Annotated in this window: 20 protein-coding genes and 1 tRNA gene; 7 read left to right on the top strand and 14 right to left on the bottom strand. The window is 56.9% G+C overall.

Features of this window, described 5'->3' with window-relative positions; genetic code table 11:
- Nucleotides 1–4: 4 nt before the first annotated feature.
- On the bottom strand, nt 5–1,258 hold the full coding sequence (locus tag RAE07_RS08340; RefSeq protein ID WP_023021550.1) for a M18 family aminopeptidase: 1,254 nt from the start codon (nt 1,256–1,258) through the stop codon (nt 5–7).
- 46 nt (nt 1,259–1,304) lie between these two features.
- Here RAE07_RS08340 and RAE07_RS08335 point away from each other — a divergent pair, with 46 nt between their 5' ends.
- Complete coding sequence (locus tag RAE07_RS08335) at nt 1,305–2,135, top strand: RecB family exonuclease (protein WP_049378144.1); 831 nt, start codon at nt 1,305–1,307, stop codon at nt 2,133–2,135.
- A gap of 12 nt (nt 2,136–2,147) precedes the next feature.
- Here RAE07_RS08335 and RAE07_RS08330 read toward each other — a convergent pair whose 3' ends face one another.
- The 9 genes from RAE07_RS08330 to RAE07_RS08290 form a co-directional block, all read right to left on the bottom strand.
- Nucleotides 2,148–3,815, bottom strand: a complete 1,668-nt coding sequence (locus RAE07_RS08330) for a formate--tetrahydrofolate ligase (RefSeq protein ID WP_317001687.1) — start codon at nt 3,813–3,815, stop codon at nt 2,148–2,150.
- A 137-nt stretch (nt 3,816–3,952) separates the two neighbouring features.
- Nucleotides 3,953–5,260, bottom strand: a complete 1,308-nt coding sequence (locus RAE07_RS08325) for an anaerobic C4-dicarboxylate transporter (RefSeq protein ID WP_023021547.1) — start codon at nt 5,258–5,260, stop codon at nt 3,953–3,955.
- Nucleotides 5,261–5,612: 352 nt separating this feature from the next.
- A complete protein-coding gene (gene aspA, locus RAE07_RS08320) occupies nt 5,613–7,172 on the bottom strand; it encodes an aspartate ammonia-lyase (protein WP_023027852.1) in 1,560 nt (519 codons plus the stop codon).
- Nucleotides 7,173–7,282: 110 nt separating this feature from the next.
- Nucleotides 7,283–8,128, bottom strand: coding sequence for an ATP phosphoribosyltransferase (hisG, locus tag RAE07_RS08315; RefSeq protein ID WP_317001686.1), 846 nt, complete (start codon nt 8,126–8,128; stop codon nt 7,283–7,285).
- 29 nt (nt 8,129–8,157) lie between these two features.
- Complete coding sequence (locus tag RAE07_RS08310; protein ID WP_316328613.1) at nt 8,158–8,421, bottom strand: phosphoribosyl-ATP diphosphatase; 264 nt, start codon at nt 8,419–8,421, stop codon at nt 8,158–8,160.
- Nucleotides 8,422–8,479: 58 nt separating this feature from the next.
- On the bottom strand, nt 8,480–9,196 hold the full coding sequence (locus RAE07_RS08305) for an HAD family hydrolase (RefSeq protein ID WP_316328612.1): 717 nt from the start codon (nt 9,194–9,196) through the stop codon (nt 8,480–8,482).
- A 128-nt stretch (nt 9,197–9,324) separates the two neighbouring features.
- Nucleotides 9,325–9,708, bottom strand: a complete 384-nt coding sequence (locus RAE07_RS08300; protein WP_284835346.1) for a hypothetical protein — start codon at nt 9,706–9,708, stop codon at nt 9,325–9,327.
- Between the two features lie 24 nt (nt 9,709–9,732).
- On the bottom strand, nt 9,733–10,971 hold the full coding sequence (gene mshC, locus RAE07_RS08295; RefSeq protein WP_316328611.1) for a cysteine--1-D-myo-inosityl 2-amino-2-deoxy-alpha-D-glucopyranoside ligase: 1,239 nt from the start codon (nt 10,969–10,971) through the stop codon (nt 9,733–9,735).
- A 25-nt stretch (nt 10,972–10,996) separates the two neighbouring features.
- Nucleotides 10,997–11,851, bottom strand: a complete 855-nt coding sequence (locus tag RAE07_RS08290; RefSeq protein ID WP_239205993.1) for an undecaprenyl-diphosphate phosphatase — start codon at nt 11,849–11,851, stop codon at nt 10,997–10,999.
- A 66-nt stretch (nt 11,852–11,917) separates the two neighbouring features.
- On the opposite strand from RAE07_RS08290, the gene RAE07_RS08285 reads away from it, so the two are divergent.
- Together RAE07_RS08285 and RAE07_RS08280 are read left to right on the top strand one after the other, a co-directional pair.
- Complete coding sequence (locus RAE07_RS08285) at nt 11,918–12,964, top strand: WD40 repeat domain-containing protein (protein ID WP_316328610.1); 1,047 nt, start codon at nt 11,918–11,920, stop codon at nt 12,962–12,964.
- Nucleotides 12,965–12,968: 4 nt separating this feature from the next.
- Nucleotides 12,969–14,084 (top strand): quinone-dependent dihydroorotate dehydrogenase, encoded by a 1,116-nt coding sequence (locus RAE07_RS08280; RefSeq protein WP_248098294.1) that lies wholly within the window; start codon nt 12,969–12,971, stop codon nt 14,082–14,084.
- Between the two features lie 98 nt (nt 14,085–14,182).
- On the opposite strand, the gene RAE07_RS08275 is transcribed toward RAE07_RS08280, so the two are convergent.
- Nucleotides 14,183–14,575, bottom strand: coding sequence for a hypothetical protein (locus RAE07_RS08275; RefSeq protein ID WP_396335061.1), 393 nt, complete (start codon nt 14,573–14,575; stop codon nt 14,183–14,185).
- Nucleotides 14,575–15,114 carry a YbhB/YbcL family Raf kinase inhibitor-like protein gene (locus RAE07_RS08270; RefSeq protein WP_086587667.1) on the bottom strand — a complete coding sequence of 180 codons (540 nt, stop codon included), beginning with the start codon at nt 15,112–15,114 and terminating at the stop codon, nt 14,575–14,577. The genes RAE07_RS08275 and RAE07_RS08270 overlap by 1 nt, the downstream gene beginning before the upstream one ends.
- A 227-nt stretch (nt 15,115–15,341) precedes the next feature.
- Here RAE07_RS08270 and RAE07_RS08265 point away from each other — a divergent pair.
- The 3 genes from RAE07_RS08265 to RAE07_RS08255 all read left to right on the top strand — a co-directional run bounded on the left by RAE07_RS08265 (nt 15,342) and on the right by RAE07_RS08255 (nt 16,853).
- A tRNA-Leu gene (locus tag RAE07_RS08265) sits at nt 15,342–15,427 on the top strand.
- Nucleotides 15,428–15,503: 76 nt separating this feature from the next.
- A complete protein-coding gene (locus tag RAE07_RS08260; protein WP_248098308.1) occupies nt 15,504–16,220 on the top strand; it encodes a TVP38/TMEM64 family protein in 717 nt (238 codons plus the stop codon).
- A 54-nt stretch (nt 16,221–16,274) separates the two neighbouring features.
- On the top strand, nt 16,275–16,853 hold the full coding sequence (locus tag RAE07_RS08255) for a hypothetical protein (RefSeq protein WP_023021534.1): 579 nt from the start codon (nt 16,275–16,277) through the stop codon (nt 16,851–16,853).
- Here the strand turns inward: RAE07_RS08255 and RAE07_RS08250 are convergent.
- Nucleotides 16,850–17,689 carry a DUF3097 domain-containing protein gene (locus RAE07_RS08250; protein ID WP_034655356.1) on the bottom strand — a complete coding sequence of 280 codons (840 nt, stop codon included), beginning with the start codon at nt 17,687–17,689 and terminating at the stop codon, nt 16,850–16,852. The genes RAE07_RS08255 and RAE07_RS08250 overlap by 4 nt on opposite strands.
- Before the next feature lie 33 nt (nt 17,690–17,722).
- Here RAE07_RS08250 and RAE07_RS08245 point away from each other — a divergent pair, with 33 nt between their 5' ends.
- On the top strand, nt 17,723–18,496 hold the full coding sequence (locus RAE07_RS08245; protein ID WP_023021532.1) for an Rv1486c family protein: 774 nt from the start codon (nt 17,723–17,725) through the stop codon (nt 18,494–18,496).
- Here the strand turns inward: RAE07_RS08245 and RAE07_RS08240 are convergent.
- Complete coding sequence (locus tag RAE07_RS08240) at nt 18,493–19,566, bottom strand: ferrochelatase (protein WP_317001685.1); 1,074 nt, start codon at nt 19,564–19,566, stop codon at nt 18,493–18,495. The two genes, RAE07_RS08245 and RAE07_RS08240, sit on opposite strands and share 4 nt — an antisense overlap.
- Nucleotides 19,567–19,578: the final 12 nt, after the last annotated feature.

Here is a 19,578-nt window from a genome sequence, read left to right as displayed (position 1 = left end):
ATTACTATCCCACCAAGTATGCCTCAAGCGCTTGTGCAAGCCATACTTGGTCCCGCTCGCCCACCATTTCACGCGCCGAGTGCATCGACAGCATGGGCACGCCCACATCCACGGTGTCGATGCCCAAACGGGTTGCGGTGATGGGACCGATGGTCGATCCGCACGGCACGTCATTATTGCCCACAAAGCGCTGCACCGGCACGCCAGCCTTGTCGCACGCTGCTTCCCACAACGCCACTGTGGTGGCATCGGAGGCATAGCGCTGGTTGCCGTTGATCTTGGTCACTGGGCCCTTGCCGATTATCGGGTGGTGCGTGGGATCGTGCTTGCCCACGTAATTGGGATGCACCGAATGTGCCGCATCGGCCGACACACAACTCGAGCGGGAAAACATCTGGAAGCGTTCCTCCTCGTTAGCTCCCAGTGCCCGGGCCGTTCGAGTAATGACGTCCGCCAGAATAGGCCCGCCCGCACCGTAGCGGGAGCTGGAACCTACCTCTTCGTGGTCAAAGGCCATCATGACCAAAATATCCTTGCCCTGATAGTCCTTGGCAGCATTCTTCATCGCCGCCAAGGAGGCATGTACAGAAGAAAGATTATCCATGCGCCCGGCTGCAATGAACTGCTCTCCTGCCCCAAAGACCTCACCTCGGGCGGCATCGGCCGTAATCAGGTTGAAGGATGCAATATCCTGCTTGCCGACGCCCGCCTTCTCCCCCACTACCTGCAAGATCGATGCCTCTGGGTCACCGACGCTTAAGACAGGCTGCATATTGTGCTGTCGGTCTGGTTTGAACTCATCCTTGCGGTACAGGTGGATGGCCAAAGACGGCAGGCGCAGGACAGGGCCAGTATTTACCACATGCCGCGTGCCGTCCTTAGTCACAATCTGGCCAGCGACGGTCAACTCTCGGTCAAACCAGGTATGCAGTAGCGCCCCGCCGTAGACCTCTACTGCTACTTGCTGCCAGTCCGCCGCCGAAAAGTCCGGCGTGGGTTTGAGCACCAGGCCCGGCGAGTCCGTATGTGACCCCACGATGCGAAAACCAGAATTCTTATCCGCCTCCTGTGGTACATACCAAGCCGCTACCGCGCCACCGCGCACCATCACGTGGCCACCTGGTGCGGCCGACCATTCCTCACTCTCATCCTGTAGATCAAATCCCACCTCGCGCAATTGGCGGGATACCTCCTCCGCAGCGTGATAAGAGGAAGGAGAAGCGGCGATGAAATTAAGGAATTCTTCGGTATAACTCATACCTCCTAGCTTGCCACGAAACGCACGGAGATAGGCTAGATACACCATGGCTACTTCATCGACACCCCGCCCGCTTGCCCTGTCACCCTCGCGCGCTTCCGATTACAAGCAGTGCCCACTGCTCTATCGCTTCCGGGCCATTGACAAGCTGCCCGAACCCAAAACCATTGCACAGGTCAAAGGAACCCTAGTGCATGCCGTACTGGAAGAAATGCATAAGCTACCGCGCGCAGAGCGCACCTATCCTGCCGCAGTAAAGATGATTAAGCCCTCGTGGGCAGACATGACCGCAAAGGACGCGGAACTGCTCGAGCTCGTGCCAGAAGAAGACACCTATGACTTCTTCGTTTCCGCCAGAGAACTGCTCAAAGGCTATTTCCAGATGGAAAACCCACAGGGCTTTGATTGCCAAGAAACCGAGATGTACGTCAACACAGTTCTTCCCAATGGCGTTCCCGTTCGTGGCTTCATCGACCGAGTGGATCGCGCGCCGACGGGCGAGGTCCGCGTCGTTGACTATAAAACCGGCAAGAAACCACTGCCCCGCTATTCACAAGATGCCCAATTCCAAATGCGTTTCTACGCGCTAGTCTACTGGCGCATTCTAGGCACTATCCCCCACCAGTTGCGGCTTATGTACCTCAAGGTCTTGGACTCGATGTTTCTTAGCCCAAACCGAGAGGAGCTGGAGTACTTCGAGCGCGATCTCGGCGAGTTGTGGGCCAAAATTGAAGCCGATGGGCGCGCCGGGGATTTCCGCCCCAAGCCCTCCAAGCTATGTGGCTGGTGTGCCCACCAGGATCTCTGCCCCGAATTCGGCGGCACGCCGCCGCAGTATCCAGGGTGGCCTGGTTCCGCGGCGGATAACAAGGACTAGGTCCACGCGGCCTTAGAAAAGTCCGGAGATAGTGCCGTCCTTATCGACGTCTATGTTGTTGGCCGCTGGCTTCTTTGGCAACCCCGGCATCGTCATAACATTGCCGGTAAGCACAACGATAAAGCCTGAGCCGGTGCGCGGCAGCAATTCACGGACATGCAGCGTATGGCCTTCCGGCGCACCCAATTCAGATGCATCATCGCTGAAGGAATACTGAGTCTTGGAAATGACCACGGGTAGCTTGTCCCAGCCATTGTCCTGGATGTACTTCAGATCTTTAAGCGCCTTTGCTCCATACTCCACGCGGTCGGCGCGATAAATCTCGCGAGCAATGGTCTCGATGGAGGCTTCAATTCCTTGCTGCGGATCGTAGAGCTGCTTGGCACCGCCCTGCAGGTTCTCCAGCAAGGTCTCTGCCAGCTTAGTCGCACCTGCACCGCCCTCGGACCAGACGTTGGCTTCTTCCAAGGCCACTCCAAAGTCCTTGGCCCACTGCCGCATAAACTCGCGTTCCGCCTCCGTATCCGACCAAAAGAGGTTGAGCGCTACCACTGGCTTGATACCGAATTTGCGCAGATTTCCTACGTGGCGCTCAAGGTTGACAATGCCCGCCTTGAGCGCATCTAGGTTCTCTTCCGTTAGCTTATCTTTGGCTACTCCGCCGTTGTATTTTTGCGAACGAATGGTGGCAACAACAACCGCACCGGCAACATCCAGATCGCCAAAGCGTGCCTTGATATCGACGAACTTTTCCCCGCCCAAATCGGAGCCGAAGCCAGCTTCGCTCAGGACAATATCGCCGAATTGTAGAGCGGTTTGAGTTGCTAATAGGGAGTTGCAACCGTGGGCAATATTGGCGAATGGTCCACCGTGTACCAAGGCTGGTACCCCGCCGAGGGTCTGTACGAGGTTCGGATTAAGGGCATCACGCATCAGTGCCGTGAGCGCACCTTCTGCGTTCAGGTCACGCGCGGTAACAGGGCGTTGATCGTAGGTGAACCCGATGGTGATATCGCCAAGACGTTTCTTCAGGTCTTCAAGGTTTGTGGCCAAGCACAAAATGGCCATGATTTCAGAAGCGGCAGTAATGGTGAAACCGGTTTCAGCGGGTACGCCGTGGGCTGGGCCGCCCAGTCCAGTGACCACGTTGCGCAAGGCACGGTCGTTGACGTCCATGCACCGCTGCCACGTTACTCGTCGTGGGTCGATACCCAACGCGTTTCCTTGATGTATGTGGTTATCAATGATGGCGGCCAAGGTGTTGGTTGCGGAGGTAATCGCGTGAAAATCCCCGGTGAAGTGCAGATTGATGTCCTCCATGGGCACAATCTGTGCATAGCCGCCGCCAGCCGCACCGCCCTTAATGCCCATCACTGGCCCTTGGGAGGGCTCTCGCAGGGCAACTATCGCTTTCTTGCCCAATTGGTCTAGGGCATCGGTCAAGCCGATGAGAACGGTGGATTTTCCCTCGCCGGCAGGGGTAGGTGATACGCCGGTGACAAGCACCAGCTGGCCCCGGTTTTCCTTGGAATAGTCAACCTTGGTGATATCTACCTTGGCTTTGGTGGTGCCGTAGGGAATCACGGCGTCGGAAGGAATGCCCGCCTTGGCGGCAATCTCCGTGATCGGCTGCAGTTGGTGGGCTTGGGCAATTTCAACATCGGATAGCTGAGTAGTCATGGCCTAAGCCTACCGAGCGATTGAGTTAAATAAGGCTCATTTAGACAAGAAAGTGAAATGAATTAAGTTGCCCGCTGATGCTGCAACCAAAAAGGCGCCCTGAAGGGCGCCTTGGAGATGGTTTTAACTTCCTCTAGTTATAGGAGGACGAAACCGAATGCATAGCCCAAGAGAACCGAGAGCACGATGCTGACCGTACCTGGGATCAGGAATGGGTGGTTGAATACGGCCTTGCCGATACGAGTCGAGCCGGTATCGTCCATCTCCACTGCTGCCAACAAGGTTGGGTAAGTCGGCAGGATAAACAGAGCGGACACCGCCGGGAACGCAGCGACTGCGGTAATGGGGCTTACTCCCAGGGCAAGGGCTGCCGGCATAAGGGCCTTGGTCGTAGCGGCTTGCGAGTACAGCAACGCTGCAGCGAAGAATAGCACCACTGCGAGCAGCCACGGCGAAGATTCAATAACGCTGCCAGCCATAGACTGAATATCGTCCATGTAGTGGTTGATAAGGCTGGTGCCCAGCCAAGCCACGCCCAGCACACAAATACATGCGGACATACCGGACTTGAAGACCGGCGTATTCAAAACATCTCCAGCCGGGACCTTGGTCATCATAACGATGATGGTGGCAGCGGTGAGCATGACCGTCATAATGGCTTCATTACGTGGAAGGGTCGGGTCGGCGATAAGCCCCACCTGCTCCGAGGTCAGGGTGGCCCACGCCATCACGATGATGATGGCTACCAAGAACACGAGAACAGAAGCCTTGGCACCCTTCTGCGGAGAGTAGTTCCCTGCGCCGAGTGGTTCCTTGACCAGGCCTTGTGCCTTGCGCTCCAAGTAAACCGGATCATCTTCAAGCTCTTTGCCAAACTTATTAGCTACCCAGGCAGCTGGGAAGATAGACAGGAATGTCGCCGGAATAACGACCGCCAGTACCTGCAAATAGCCCACCCCAGTCGGCTCTAGCAGGCTAGCGAGCAACACCACGGCTGCCGAAATGGGCGAAGCACAGATTGCCATCTGAGAGGCAACTACCGCGATGGATAGCGGGCGTGAAGGACGAACCTTACCCTCTTTAGCTACCTCGACGATAACCGGCAAAGTAGAAAACGCAGTGTGCCCGGTGCCAGCGAGAACCGTCATTAGCCACGTCACAATTGGCGCGTAGAACGTGATCCGCTTTGGGTTTTTGCGCAGGAACTTCTCTGCAATGTGCACCAAATAGTCCATACCGCCAGCTCGCTGCATTGCTGCGATAGCAGCAATGACGGTCATGATGATGCCGATAACATCGAAGGGGATATCTTCCCTAGTAATGGGAACACCGGTGAGACCAAGCGCCAACACGCCGAGGCCGCCGGCCATACCGATACCAATTGATCCAATTCTCGCACCCAAAACGATGGCCGCGAGAACGATGACTATATGAACAATAACCATGGACGTACTCCATACGCTCTCTATGCAAACTATGGGCACGCATCTCCATAAAGAGTGCATGCCGTCCTCAACATCTTCTATTTTGCACCCGCTGTGGTGATTTATTCATTCAAAGTGCCTGTTTGTGTTGATTCCCACATAAAATAAGGATTCCGCTATAAAATGACCGGTATTCTAAGACGCATCGTCCCTGTATAGGAGAATAAAAGATGAATGTGAATAGTGCCCCTTCACCATGCACAAACCCCCGCAGCCTCCGCCTGCTTTACTTCCATGTGAAGTAAAAGTGGCGGCAACTGCGGGGGCCTACTCCGCGGGCACTATACCCTGCTGCTCCTAAAGCGCTGTGGGCTTAGTCTTCGTCAATGAAGAGCTGGCCTCGGAACTCTGGGTGCATGAGGTTTTCTACGGACAGAACCTTGTTCAAGGTTGCTTCATCCAGCAGGCCCTTCTCCAAGACGAGTTCCTTGACGCCCTTGCCGGTCTCCAAGGACTCCTTAGCGATCAAATCACCATTGTGGTGGCCGATGAACGGATTCAGGTAGGTGACGATACCAATGGAATTTTCTACGTAGGCGCGGCACACATCCGCGTTGGCGGTGATGCCCGTGACGCACTTTTCGTGCAGCGCATCGACGGCGTTGCCCATGATACGAATGGACTGGAACAGTGCTTCGCCGATGACCGGCTCCATGACGTTTAGCTGCAGCTGGCCTGCCTCAGCGGCCATGGTGACTACGTGGTCATTGCCGAAGATCTTGAAGCAAGTCTGGTTGACAACCTCCGGGATAACCGGGTTTACCTTACCCGGCATGATGGAGGAGCCAGCCTGGCGGGCTGGCAGATTAATCTCAGCCAGGCCAGCGCGAGGGCCGGAGGACAGCAGGCGCAGGTCATTACAAATCTTGGCGAGCTTCATCGCTGCGCGCTTAATGGTTGCGTGCAGCAGCACGTAAGCACCACAGTCAGAGGTTGCTTCAATGAGATCGCGTGCGGTCTTCATTTCCAAGCCCGTAACCTCAGACAAGGCTGCTGTGACCTGGTGGCGGTAGCCGGCAGGAGTGTTTACGCCGGTGCCGATTGCGGTTGCACCCAGGTTGATCTCCAGCAGGCGGCGCTGAGCATCGCGCAGCAATGCTTGTTCCTCGTTCAGGTTATTGGCAAAGCCCTTGAACTCATCGCCCAAGGTCATCGGAACAGCGTCCTGGAGCTGGGTACGGCCCATCTTCAGGATGTCCTGGAATTCATTGCCCTTGTCCTGGAACGCGGCGCGCAGGCCATCCATGCGCTCAATGAGGTGGTCAACCGCTGCATGCAGACCCAGGCGGAAACCGGTCGGGTAAGCATCGTTGGTGGACTGGGACATGTTCACATCATCATTGGGGTTGATGATGTCATAAGAGCCCTTCTCCTCACCAAGGTATTCCAGAGCGAGGTTGGCAACGACCTCGTTGGTATTCATGTTCAGCGAGGTACCAGCACCACCCTGGAAAACGTCCAGTGGGAACTGGTCCATGCAGCGGCCCTCTTCCAGGATCTGGTCACAAGCCCAGATGATGGCTTCGGCCTTCTTCTTAGGCAACACGTGAAGGCGACGGTTTGCCATGGCAGCCGCCTTTTTGACCTGGACCATGCCGCGAATGAAGTGCGGGATGGTGTTGATGGTCACGTAAGAAATCTGGAAGTTTTCCATAGCGCGAACGGTGTGCACACCGTAGTAAGCGTCCGCTGGAACTTCCAAAGAGCCAAGAAGGTCGGTCTCGGTGCGAGTCTTCTTGCTGGAATTCTTAGGTGCCTTCTGTTCGGCCACCTTCTGCTGTGCAGCGTGAGTGGAAGTATCAGCTTCCTTCTTCTTCACGTCCTTTGCTGCAGACTTGGTGTCCTTTTCTTCTTTCTTAGAGGACTTTGCCATGATGGCTCGGCTCCTTTGCCTGTCGAGACTTATATTCGGATGAGTAACCTCAAGCGCTAATGTTAGCCACGACTGAATCTATTTGGGCCGACCCAGAAAATTCGCTCCCCCTAAAAGCGGGCGATGCGTAAATCAGAAGCCAAGATCGCCTCTGCGCCGAGTTGGGAAAGCCGGTCCATGACTTGGTTGGCGTTTTTCTTGGGAACCATCGCGCGCACCGCCACCCAGCCCTCACGCGCCAAAGGTGAGACCGTAGGACCGGTTAACCCGGGAGTAGTACCAGCAGCCGCATCGAGATTGGATTGCGCGATGTTGTAATCGATCATCAAATAGGTGCGAGCGTGCAAAATTCCCTGCATGCGGTCGAGCACCACCTGCTCTTCTTCGCTAACTTCTACCCCTGTGCGCTTGATTACTACGGCCTCGGACTCAATGATCGGCTCGCCGAACGGCGCCAACCCTTGTTGGCGCAAGGTAGTACCAGTTGACACGACATCAGCAATGACATCGGCAACGCCTAACCGGATGGAGATCTCTACCGCGCCGTCTAGCCGAATAACATCGGCCTCAATTCCATGCTCGGCAAGGTTCGCACGGACAAGATTGGGGGAAGAGGTCGCGATCCGGCGACCATCCAGTTGAGAGATATCCCACTCCTCCCCCTGCGGGGCTGCATAGCGAAAAGTAGATCCTCCAAACCCTAATGGCAGAACCTCATCAAAGCTCGCCTTTGAGTCGAGAGCTAAATCGCGACCGGTAATACCCAGATCCAAAACACCGCGGGCAACATAGATGGCGATATCTTTGGGCCTTAAGAAGAAAAACTCAACCCCGTTATCCGCATCAACCACGTTGAGTGTTTTGGAATGTCCACGCCCCTTGTAGCCGGCCTCTGCAAGAATGTCCACGGCGGATTCTGACAGTGAGCCTTTGTTCGGTACAGCAATTTTTATCATGCGGATCCTTCCGTCCCGTGGGGCGCTGTTTAAAGGTAGTTGTAGATGTCTTCTGGGGTAAGCCCCCGCTTGAGCATCATGACCTGAGTCCAATAGAGCAGCTGAGACACTTCTTCTGCTAGCTCAGCATCAGACTGATACTCTGCGGCGATCCACACTTCCCCGGCTTCTTCGATGATCTTTTTGCCTATGTGATGCTCGCCTTTATCCAAAGCGGTAACGGTGCCAGAACCAGCGGGGCGCTGGGCAGCCTTCTCGGATAAGTCAGCAAAAAGGGAATCAAAGTTCTTCACGCCTACCTATTGTTCCACAGGTAGTTAGAGAATGTAGTAAAACCTTAAAGTTCTACTGCTATTTCGAAATCTGGCTAAACCACTCATAGACCTCGGAGGCCCGAGCACCGGCGAGGTGCCGCGAGTTGCGGAGCTGGGAGACCTCGGTGACCTCCGGCGGAACCTCCACCTCGTCATCTTCGGGCAAGCCGATGACTACACAGCCAGCATCAACTGCGGCGCGCATTCCCGTCGCGGAATCTTCAAATACCAAGCAATCCGCAGGTTTTGCTCCGATGCGGCGGGCCGCTTCGCGGTACATATCCGGTGCAGGTTTCCCGGAAGGTACTTCATCCCCGCAAATGGTATCGACAAAGTACTGCCGCCCCAACGCGCTAATGGCGGCATCGGCGACGTTGCGCTCGGTATTAGTCGTCACCATCATTGGCACGCCATCCGCCTTCAGCTCATGCAGCAACGCAGGAATGCCGGGAAAAATCTCCAGCTTGCGAGCGAAAAGACCTTTGACATAGTCAAACATCCGAGCGCGGTATCGATCGCTGTCACCGGGCCGCAGTGTCACCCCCGCATTATCTGCGCAAATCCCCAAGGTCGTCTCAAAAGTCGCCCCTACAGTGGCAAGGCGCTGGGTGGGAGTTAAACGCTTCCCTAGGAGCTCCGAGAGATAGAACGTTGCCTCCGCCCAAAGCGGCTCCGAATTGGTGAGCGTGCCATCCATGTCCCAGAAAATGGCGGCGGGCTTTGTCAGACCAGAAACGACATCGGGGTGCTGCACGAGAATAAAACTAACTTTCTCTTTAAAAAGGCTCTGGGGTGAAACCGACCATGCGCTAAGGGCACAGAAGTAAGCGCCAGGCTGCGAATATGCCGCGGGCCGGCGCTCAAAAAGCGGGAGGACAAGAACTAAAAGTCTAGTTCTGGAATGTGCGATAGAGCTTCGTCATCTGCTCCAGTTGCCGCGCAGGCATTGTAGATAAGCTCAGATAGCTCTTCCTTCTCTTCCGGCTCGAGGACAGCGTCGTGCTGGGCACGATTAAAATTGGCCAACGCACGAACGGTCTTGGACAACACGGTTACCAGCTGCGGGCCATCTGGATCATCCGGAAGGGCATCCAGCCCATCGAGCATATTCTCAAGGTGACCGCGTAGCTCCGGAAGCACGCTGGCATCAAACGGAGCCTCCCAGAACTCCTTTTCCTCCTCTTTGAGGTAATCGCCGGTGGCGAAGGACTTCAGATCACTTATGAACTCATCTACGGTGGGCTGGAAATCGGCGCGAATGCTCATGCTGTAGATACTGCCCTATCTTGGCTAAACCTGCACGCCGAGGAGTGAATTTAGGGCAGTGCGAACCAAATCTGCCGCTCCTTCTTCGTCTGTGCCACGGTCAGCCTGCGACCACTCATCCACAGCAGCCAGCGCCGCAGGGGTATCGAGGTCATTGGCAATCGCCGCGCGCAGCTTGGCGACGACCCCTTGCGCCCCCGCCATGCTTCCTGGCGTAGCCACTGCTTCCCGCCACACGGACAGCCGGTGCTTTGCTTCTTCGAGCACTTCATCCGACCAATCCCGCTCATCGCGGTAATGCCCAGCGAAGACGCCCAAGCGGATAGCGGAGGGCTCCTCGCCTGCTCCTACTAGCTTGTGGACGAAGACAAGGTTGCCCAAGGACTTAGACATCTTGACCCCGTCGAGGCCGATCATGCCTGTGTGTACATAAAACTTTGCCATGCGGTCCACGCCAAGGGCCGCCTCGGCGTGGGCGGCGGAAAATTCGTGGTGTGGGAACTTCAAGTCACTACCGCCACCTTGAATATCAAAGGTGGGACCTAAACGATTGGTGGCAATAGCGGAACATTCAATATGCCAGCCCGGACGGCCAGGACCAAACGGCGACTCCCAAGCGGGCTCACCCTCGCGGTGAGCGCGCCAGATGAGTGCATCAAGCGGGTTCTTCTTTCCTGGGCGGTCTGGATCGCCGCCGCGTTCTGCAAAGAAGGTCTGCATCTCTGCCGCAGAATAATTGGACTCGTATCCAAATTGCTCAGTAGCGTCGATGGAGGCGTAGATGTCAGGGTAATCGGGATCATCTACGACGTAGGCCGCACCGGCGTCAAGAAGCTTCTGGACCATCTCCACGATTTCATCGACGGCCTCCATGGCGCCGACATAGTCTTGCGGCGGAAAGACGGAGAGCAACTCCATATCGGAACGGAAAAGGTCAATCTGAGACGTACCAAGCTCGCGCCAGTCCACGCCATCGCGTTCGGCGCGCTCAAACAGTGGATCATCTACATCGGTGATGTTTTGTACGTAGTGAACCTTCTTCCCGGCGTCCAAAAAAGCGCGGTAGATAAGGTCAAACGTCAAGTATGTAGCGGCATGGCCCAGGTGGGTGGAGTCATAGGGCGTAATGCCACACACGTACATGGTGGCGGTATCCCCTGCGACCTCTACGGGAGCGATGGTTTGATTCGCGGAATCGTACAAGCGCAGCTGCGCCGCTTCACCCGGCACAGGGCGGAAAGAAGGTATAGGCCAAGAATGCATAGCCACCATACTAACGCGGTGTGCTTTACAACGGCTGCAGGACTCCCAGCGCCAATAGGATCATAACGAGAACACCGACTGGGATACGGTAAGCGGCAAACCACGAGAAGGAATGGTTGCCCACGAACTTCAGCAACCATGCAATGGAGGCGTAGCCTAGGGCGAAGGCGATGCCAGTGCCTACCAGAAGCTGGAGGCCGGTAGCGGATTGGCCGGCGTCGGGAGAAAAGGCGTCGGGAAGCGAGAAAAGCCCCGAAGCCAGGACTGCTGGAATGGCGAGCAAAAAGCTAAAGCGCGTGGCCACCTCGCGGTCCAGCCCCAAGAACAGGCCACCAGAGATGGTGCCGCCAGAGCGAGAAACGCCTGGGATGAGTGCCAAGCACTGGCACAGGCCCATGACGATGGCGTCTTTCATAGTCAGCTGTTCAAAACCGCGCTCCTTTTTTCCTAGCTTTTCTGCGGCGATGAACACAAAGGAGAAAAGAATCAGCATGGCGGCGGTGATCCACAGGTTGCGTAGCGCTCCGCGGATTGCGTCTTCGAAGGCGTAGCCGATGATACCGATGGGAATGGAGCCAACGATGACCATCCATCCCATGCGCCAGTCTTGGCCACGAGAAGATTTATCGGTCCAACCGCGGAACCAACCGGACAGAATCTGCCAAATCATAGGAGCGAAATAGACCAGCACAGCCAGCTCGGTGCCCAACTGAATAACGGCAGTAAAGGAAGCGCCGGCGTCTTTGCCCCAGAAAAGCTCGGAAACAATGCGCAGGTGACCGGAAGAACTGACCGGAAGAAACTCGGTCAGCCCCTGCACGATCGATAAAACAATGACCTGCGCCCAAGAAACAGCGTCAGTAGCGGTATTAGAAATCACCTGCTTCACACTACAGCCGCGCTAAGCTTCGGGTTTTTACAACGCGCACTGTTAGGATTAGTAGCCGTGAAATCTCAATCCGGCACCGCACTTGTCTTATCCAGTTTGCTGGCGTTAAGCGCCACCGCATTGGCTGCCTGCCAGCCTGATGTGGGCGTAGGCGCCGACCCAGAAACCGCGGTCAAGGGCAATGCCACCCCAGCGGCCTCCCCTGTCAAGGCGGACCCGGAGGGCACCGTCGTAGGCCTTAAGGAAGACATCACAGACCTTGCTGCCGTCGATAACTCGCTTGCGGTGCGCACTAAGGACCAGCTCCTTATCGGCAGCCATAAAGAGTTTGCGGGCCATAAGGCCACTGCTTTAGACATTTCTGCGGAGTGCGGTGATCTAAGTTCATCGTCGTCGGGCTTTGTACTGGCCTGCCCGGAAAAGGTCCTGCTCATCGATCCCTCCTCCCCGGATTCTCCCGAGGAGGTCCGTATGGAGGAGGAGACTCCTGTTACTGCTGCCACCCAGCTTTCCAGCGGCGAGATCTTTGCTACCTCAGCCGATTCCAGCACCGTTGGCATTTATAAAGACAGCAAACGCGAAGGTGACATCGAGGTCGAAGCCGGCTCGGACCAGCTACTAGCCGTGCCCAATTCCACGGGTGACGATGGAGTGGTACGCATTCACCGCGAGGATTCCACCATTCAAAACGTGGATTGGACTAATGATCGCGCGGGCGGTCGACTGCGCGTAGGCCAGGGTGTAGGAAGCATCGCGGTGGGCGACAATGGCGTTGTTCTTGCCTCCGATACTGAGGGCGGACGCTTGGCTATCTACACTTCCGATGATGTCGTTCGCCTGCACCAATACGGCAACGTCAATGGCACCCCATGGGGCGTAGCTTGGGACAAGGAGCACAATCTGGCGTGGGTCAGCGCCACAGATACGAACAAGGCTCATGCCTATGAGATAAATAAAGGCGTTCCGGAACTGCGCGGAGATATCTCTACCGTGCCAGATGCACAAAACATTGCCGTGCTTGCCGATGGCACCTTTGTCGCCGCCTCCACCACCGGCCACGGCCTCCAGTTCGTGGACACCCCGCACCTGAAGAAGGAGTCTTAACACCATGACCAGCACAATCGATCGACTGCGCGCGCAGGCCTACCAAGTGGCATTGCGAGGCATGTTTCAGCTCAGCCCGGAGCGAATCCACGGAATTATCAACACCGCACTGAGTGGACTCCAGGCGGCTGGTCCGGCCAACCGGGCCTTGGCAAAGGTGCTGCCGGTCAACGATCCGGTGCTCCGCCAAGAGGTCTTTGGCGTAGAGTTTCCCCGCCCACTGGGACTAGCTGCAGGGTTTGATAAAAATGCCGCCGCTGCTGATACCTGGTCCCCGATTGGTTTCGGCTTCGCGGAGTTGGGCACCGTCACCGCCCAAGCACAGCCGGGAAATCCTGCGCCGCGACTTTTTCGCCTAAAGGCCGATAAGGCCATCTTGAACCGCATGGGCTTTAACAATGAAGGCGCAGCGGCCGCTGCAGAAAACCTCCGCAAGCGCCGCTACAGCGATGTTATTGGCATCAATATTGGCAAGACTAAAGTCACCCCTGCCGAGCACGCTGTGGAAGACTACCGCCGCTCTGCTTCCGTATTGGGCGACTTGGCTGACTTCCTTGTAGTCAACGTTTCCTCGCCGAATACCCCGGGCCTGCGTGATCTGCAAGCAGTGGAGTCGCTGCGCCCCATTCTTTCTGCCGTGCAAGAGTGCACCGCCGTTCCAGTGTTGGTGAAAATCGCTCCCGATCTTTCGGATTCCGACGTAGATGCCGTGGCAGACCTAGCCCTTGAACTCGGTCTCGACGGTATCGTAGCGACCAATACCACCATTTCCCGCGAGGGGCTCAAGACCCCTCCTGCCGAGGTAGCGGAAATGGGGGCCGGTGGCGTATCTGGTCCCCCGGTAGCCGAGCGCTCTCTGGGGGTGCTGCGCCGTCTCAATGAGCGTGTCGGAGGCCAGCTCACCCTCATCTCCGTCGGGGGCATCTCCACGCCGGAGCAGGCGTGGGAACGCATCACTTCCGGCGCTTCCTTGTTGCAGGGCTACACCGGCCTCATCTATGGCGGTCCGGATTGGATCCGCGATATCCACCGTGGCATTGCCGCCCAAATCCGCGCCCACGGCTTGCGCAATATTTCCCAAGCGGTTGGCTCTGGCCTGCCATGGAAACCCGTGGATTAATCCCTATAGAGACTCTTGGTTGAACAAGAAAGTCCGCCCCCACCTGCTCTACCCTAAGCAGCTGGGGGCGGACTTTCATTGATTAAACACGGTACTGGCTAGGCTTGCGCCATAGCGCTGCGCCTGAGAATAAGTGCGCACAGGACTGCGAAGCCGGCGTAGAACACCACCCAAAACTGCGCTTGGGTGAATAAAATCCCGCCGGGTAAGAAGCTGCTCGCCGCAATGACTACGATCGCAACCACTAATGCCACAACCTGGGCGCGGCTTCCCGCCTGGCCTTTACTCATGGTGCTAAAGGCCCCGACGAGGAACGCGGCAGCAACAATAGCCACCTTCGAATACGTCCATGCGAAGTCGGCTCCCCAGCCATCCGAAAAGACAGAGATTAGCGCGAAGAGAGCCAGCACGAATGCGACCACCATGAAGGCGCCGCCGACCCGCAGGGTCGCCGGAGGGCTAGCCTGCGATGCACTAGAGCCACTTGCCATTACTTTGCCTCGTACCAGCCCCACAAAATGGCACGGCCGAGCGCGTGGAAATGCAGGTTGAAACCGAGCACAGTCGGGGTTGCATCTGGGTCGATATCGAGCTTCTCCACGTCTACTGCATGGACTGCGTACAGATAGCGGTGAGGTGCGTGACCGGCAGGCGGGTTGGCACCATAGTAGGTGCGCTCGCCCGAATCGTTGCGCAAGCTAATAACACCGTCAATGCCCAGGTCTTCTGCAGCACCAGCATTGGTAGGCAACTCGCTTACCTCAACGGGGATATTGAAGGCCGCCCAGTGCCAGAAACCAGAAGCGGTGGGTGCATCCGGGTCGAAACAGGTCACAGCCAGGGACTTAGTGCCTTCAGGCAAACCGGACCACGCAAGCTGAGGGGAAACGCTTTCCGGAGCGCGAAGCTTTTCTTGCAGCTCATCGCCTTCGACCACGTCGGTGGAAGAAAGAACAAAGGAAGGAACATCACGCAGCGGTGCGTAGGGATCTGGTCCAGGGAAACGGGAGTCATCTGCATAAGAAGTCATAGACCCATTTGTACCCCACCTCACAAGTCGATGTCGATGTGGTGTAACCGCACGCCATGGTCACACTACAGTCGTACCCCAGTACGACGCCTAGGCCGGATTACACCCATGTATTTCACCACCCTTCACGCATGGACTTTTCGGCGCCCTACGCTGGCGATTTGTAAAGCACACCCCACGCAAGATACAGTATCGGAGTGCCCAGCCGAGAGGCTGACAAACACCCTGCCCGGGTGGCGGAATGGCAGACGCGCTAGCTTGAGGTGCTAGTGTCCTATTAACGGACGTGGGGGTTCAAGTCCCCCCTCGGGCACAGGCTTCCGGCGGTTACCACGAGGTAGCCGCCGGATTTTTCTATCCTGCACTCCCTCAAGGACTACGATTTCCCCATGACCACATTTCTGAGTTGGGTGCGCAATTTCGGCCACTTCCTGCTTTCGCTCACTCGGTCCGCTTGGCGCTCAATCCAGCGGTGGACCGTGCAGCGGTGGATAGCCGTTCTCGCTGCAGTAATCGCCCTCCTCGCCGTGCTTTATTTCTACGACCTGCCGGATGTGGCTCGCCTGCGTGATGCCTCCACCCGATTTGGCGCATGGTTCCCCTTCATCTTCACCCTAGGTTATGTCATATTTACCCAGTTTCCCTTTCCTCGAACCTTCTGGACGGTAGCCGCAGGACTATTATTTGGCCCGTGGAAGGGACTCGCGCTTTCCCTGTGCGCCTTGACGGTATCAGCGGCGTTGTCCTTTCTTATCGTTCGCAAGCTCCTCGGAGCCTGGATCCGCCCGCACCTGACCCATCCCGCAGTGTTCACAATCAACGCGCATCTCGAGCGGCGCGGGTGGCTGGCCATCGCTTCCCTCCGGATGGTAGCCGGCGTCCCGTTTAGCCTCCTAAACTACGTTGCTGCCCTTACTCCGGTAAAGCTCAGCCACTTCACCTTGGCCACCCTTGTCGGTTCTATTCCTACTACGGCTTTGGGCGTGTTCTTCGGCGATACCCTCACCGGACATACCTCACCCGGCATCGTCCTCGCTATGGTGGTTTTCGCTGCGATTGGAGCGGGAGGGCTTTATATGGACTCGCGACTTCCCACTCGCCCTTAAGTCAAGTTCGAGCGGTAGACTATTCCGCATTAGGTTCTTAAAGGGAGGTTTTCCATGCTTGCTGTCCACGCCCGCTACCGGGGCCGCTCCGTGCGTCGTGCAGAGTTGGTCCAGCGTTCTGCGTCGGCCCTATCAACTCTTTCTGGCGTTGGAGAGTTCCATGTGCTTGGCGTGGAAGATATTTGCGCCGTAGTTGATTCAGCAACGGCCGTCTGCGACGTCGTCATGGCCTTGCTTGCCGACGGCGACTGGGCCATCGGCATCGGTATAAGCCCCGGCAACCAAGAAGATGAGGAGGGGGCACGCCAAATAGCTACCGCCGCGTTGCGGAAGTCCGCCCGTATGGGCCAGGTCTACGCCAAGATCAACAAGCGTGGCCGCGCTTCCGAGGCAAGCGATATCGCGGCCACCTTTGCCCTGCTGGGATATGTTTTGCACAAGCGCACCATCGAGGGGCGCGAGGCTACCTCACTCGTGCGTGCTGGGCTGAACCAAAATGAGGCCGCCGAAGAGCTAGGGATTTCTAAACAAGCCATGTCGCAGCGCCTCCAGGCGGCCGGCTGGAGCGCGGAGTTGGCTGGATGGCAGTTGGCCGTCAACCTGATTGAACGCGCGAATCTTACCCAGCCTTAGAGCAAATCAGACTTGCTCAGTTCGGGCGTCGTAACGAAGTCCACGAGCCGCTCCACCGCGCCAATCAGACTGGAATCTAAGTCACGGAAAGAATGCACGGCGTTATACACATGACGCCAACCGTCCTTAGGGTCGCTCCACCCCACGCGCCTGCACATTCCGGTCTTCCAGTCCTCGCCATAAGGTACTTCTGGCCATGCACGCAATCCCACGCGCTGCGGCTTCACCGCTGCCCAAATATCGATGAATGGATGACCAGTGACTAGGACATGCTCTCCCACGGTTTCCGTTAACCGGGTTTCCTTGGAACCTTGAACGAGGTGGTCAGCCAACACACCTACCCTGCGGCCGGGTCCGGGCTGAAATTCCGCCAAGCGGTCTTCCAAATTGTCCAGGCCTTCAAGGTATTCCACCACTACGCCTTCCACGCGTAGGTCGTGGCCCCACACCTTTTCCACAATAGCGGCGTCGTGGACACCTTCCACCCAAATGCGCGAGGGCGCGGCGACCTTAGCCTCCACGTTTTCTACGCGGCGGGAACCGGAGTTGGACTTGCGGGGTGCCTGCTTTTCGACGTACCGGGTAAGCGTAACCGGCTTACCCTCCACTAGGAACCCGCCTTTGACCAAATTAAAAACGCGTTCCACACCGTGGCGATCCTCAAGGCGAACTACCTCACCGAAAACGGTCTTATCCACCCCCATGACAGCACCCACAAATTCGTCACCACGTACTTCCACTACCATTCCGGGCTCAGCTGGCACCTCAGGATATTGACGCGGCTTCGACCGCGAGTGGCCAGCAAATATGTCTCCGCCATAAGGATCAAAACTCATGGCCCGTTAGTCTATCTATTAGACTGGCTCGTCATGGATATGCGCGCCGAAGTATGGTCACCTTTACAAAACACCGCTGTCTGGCTGGGCTCGTGGCTGTGGGGACACGAAACCACCGATGATTTGCTAGATGCTCTTAAAGAACTGGGCGGGCGTCCGGAGAGTGTGGATGAAGCACCGTTCGTCGATGTGCTAGCGATGCTGCGCGCAGAGACCGCTGAACTTACCGCGAAGCGCGGTGAGCGCGCGGAACCCGTTGTACGCCTCGCGCTTTCCGGGCCGGGAGAGCCCCCTGCCCTACCCGCAGGATCGGAGTCCTATCACGCAGCTATCCAAAGTTCCGCCGGAGCAATCATAGTTCGCACCAATAATCCCACGCGCAACTTAGTCCTCATACCTCATATCCACCACAGCCACACCGCGTGGCAGGTGATCGTCGAAAAGCAACAGCTCCCCGCCCCCGCCTGGCTGAGCCCTGGGGAAGCCGACGCACTGCTTGCTCAAGCAACCAATGAATCCGCTGACCTTATCGCCGCAACTGGGTATAGCACTGAAGCGCTGCCCACCCCCCGCCTCACCGTGGGAACTTTAAGCGACTTTTATGACACCCCCGGCCTTCCCCAATCAACGCCGGCCCGAGCAGCCAAACTCTTCACCCGCGCCGACCGAGTGGCCGCGATCATCGAAACGGTTACCGACCGCATCAACGATCACAGCCTTGACCCGCAGTTACTCCGCTTGTGGCGCCACATCCGGCAGGCCCGCATGACGGGCGTTGCCTATGCACTCGGGGAGTTCGCGCGTTAAAGAGACCAAATATCGCAACATCCCCCGGCACACGGCGCACCATTGAGCGTGCACCCTTGCACGGTCACCTGCCCGCTGGTTTCCTTCTCGCGGCCATGCTCCAGCTCTTCTATAAGGTCAACCACCATTTCTGCAAACCGAGGGGTCGGGCCTGCAGTACGGGTACGCACGACCCTGACCCCCATATCCTCGGCCGCCTTCTGCAGCTCGGAATCGAGATCCCAAATAACCTCCATATGGTCGGAGATGAAACCAATTGGGCAAACCACAACCGTGTCGACGCCTTCGTTGTGGTGAATCTCAGTGGTGTGATCAACAATGTCGGGCTCTAGCCACGGAGTGCGTGGATTGCCTGAGCGTGACTGCCATACAAGGTCATAATCGGAAATACCGGCCTGCAACGCCACCAACCGCGCCGCCTCGGCCACCTGGCGGGAGTAGAGGTTTTTATCGCCTTCCGCGCCGCCAACGTTATCGTGCGCAACCGGGACAGAATGCGCGGTGAACAAAAGCCGGGTAGTCCGCTTCTTATCAGCTGAAACTTGTTCCCAGACCTCGGTTACGGCAGTGGCCATTTCGGCCACAAATTTCGGATGATCAAAGAATTGACGAATCTTCGTAAATTCAATCTCCGGCAGGCCTTGCTGCGCGAGATGTTCGCGCATGCGCTGAATATCTTCGTCATATTGCCGGCACGCGGAGTACCCACCCCATGCGGAGGTGGCAAACACAGCTACTTTACGGATACCGTCCCGAGACATCTGTTCTGCGGTCTCGTTGGCAAAGGGATGCCAATTCCGGTTGCCGAAATAAACCGGTAGATTATGTCCGCGTTTTTTCAGCTCACCTTGGACATGTTCGATAATTTCACGGTTGAGCGCATTGAGCGGACTTACGCCTCCGAAGTGATAATAGTGCTCACCCACTACTTCAAGCCGTTCGCGAGGAATGCCTCGACCACGGGTAACGTTCTCCAAAAACGGAACGACCTCCTCGTTTCCTTCCGGGCCACCGAAAGAAAGGACGAGGAGGGCGTCGAAGTTTTGGGCATTCTGTTGTGCGTCAGTCATGCCCTAAACAAT

Origin of the sequence: Corynebacterium nasorum (assembly GCF_032821635.1) — a bacterium.
Classification (GTDB): domain Bacteria; phylum Actinomycetota; class Actinomycetes; order Mycobacteriales; family Mycobacteriaceae; genus Corynebacterium; species Corynebacterium kefirresidentii.
Note: the sequence above shows the minus strand (reverse complement) of the source record. Positions and strands in the feature narration are given on the sequence as shown.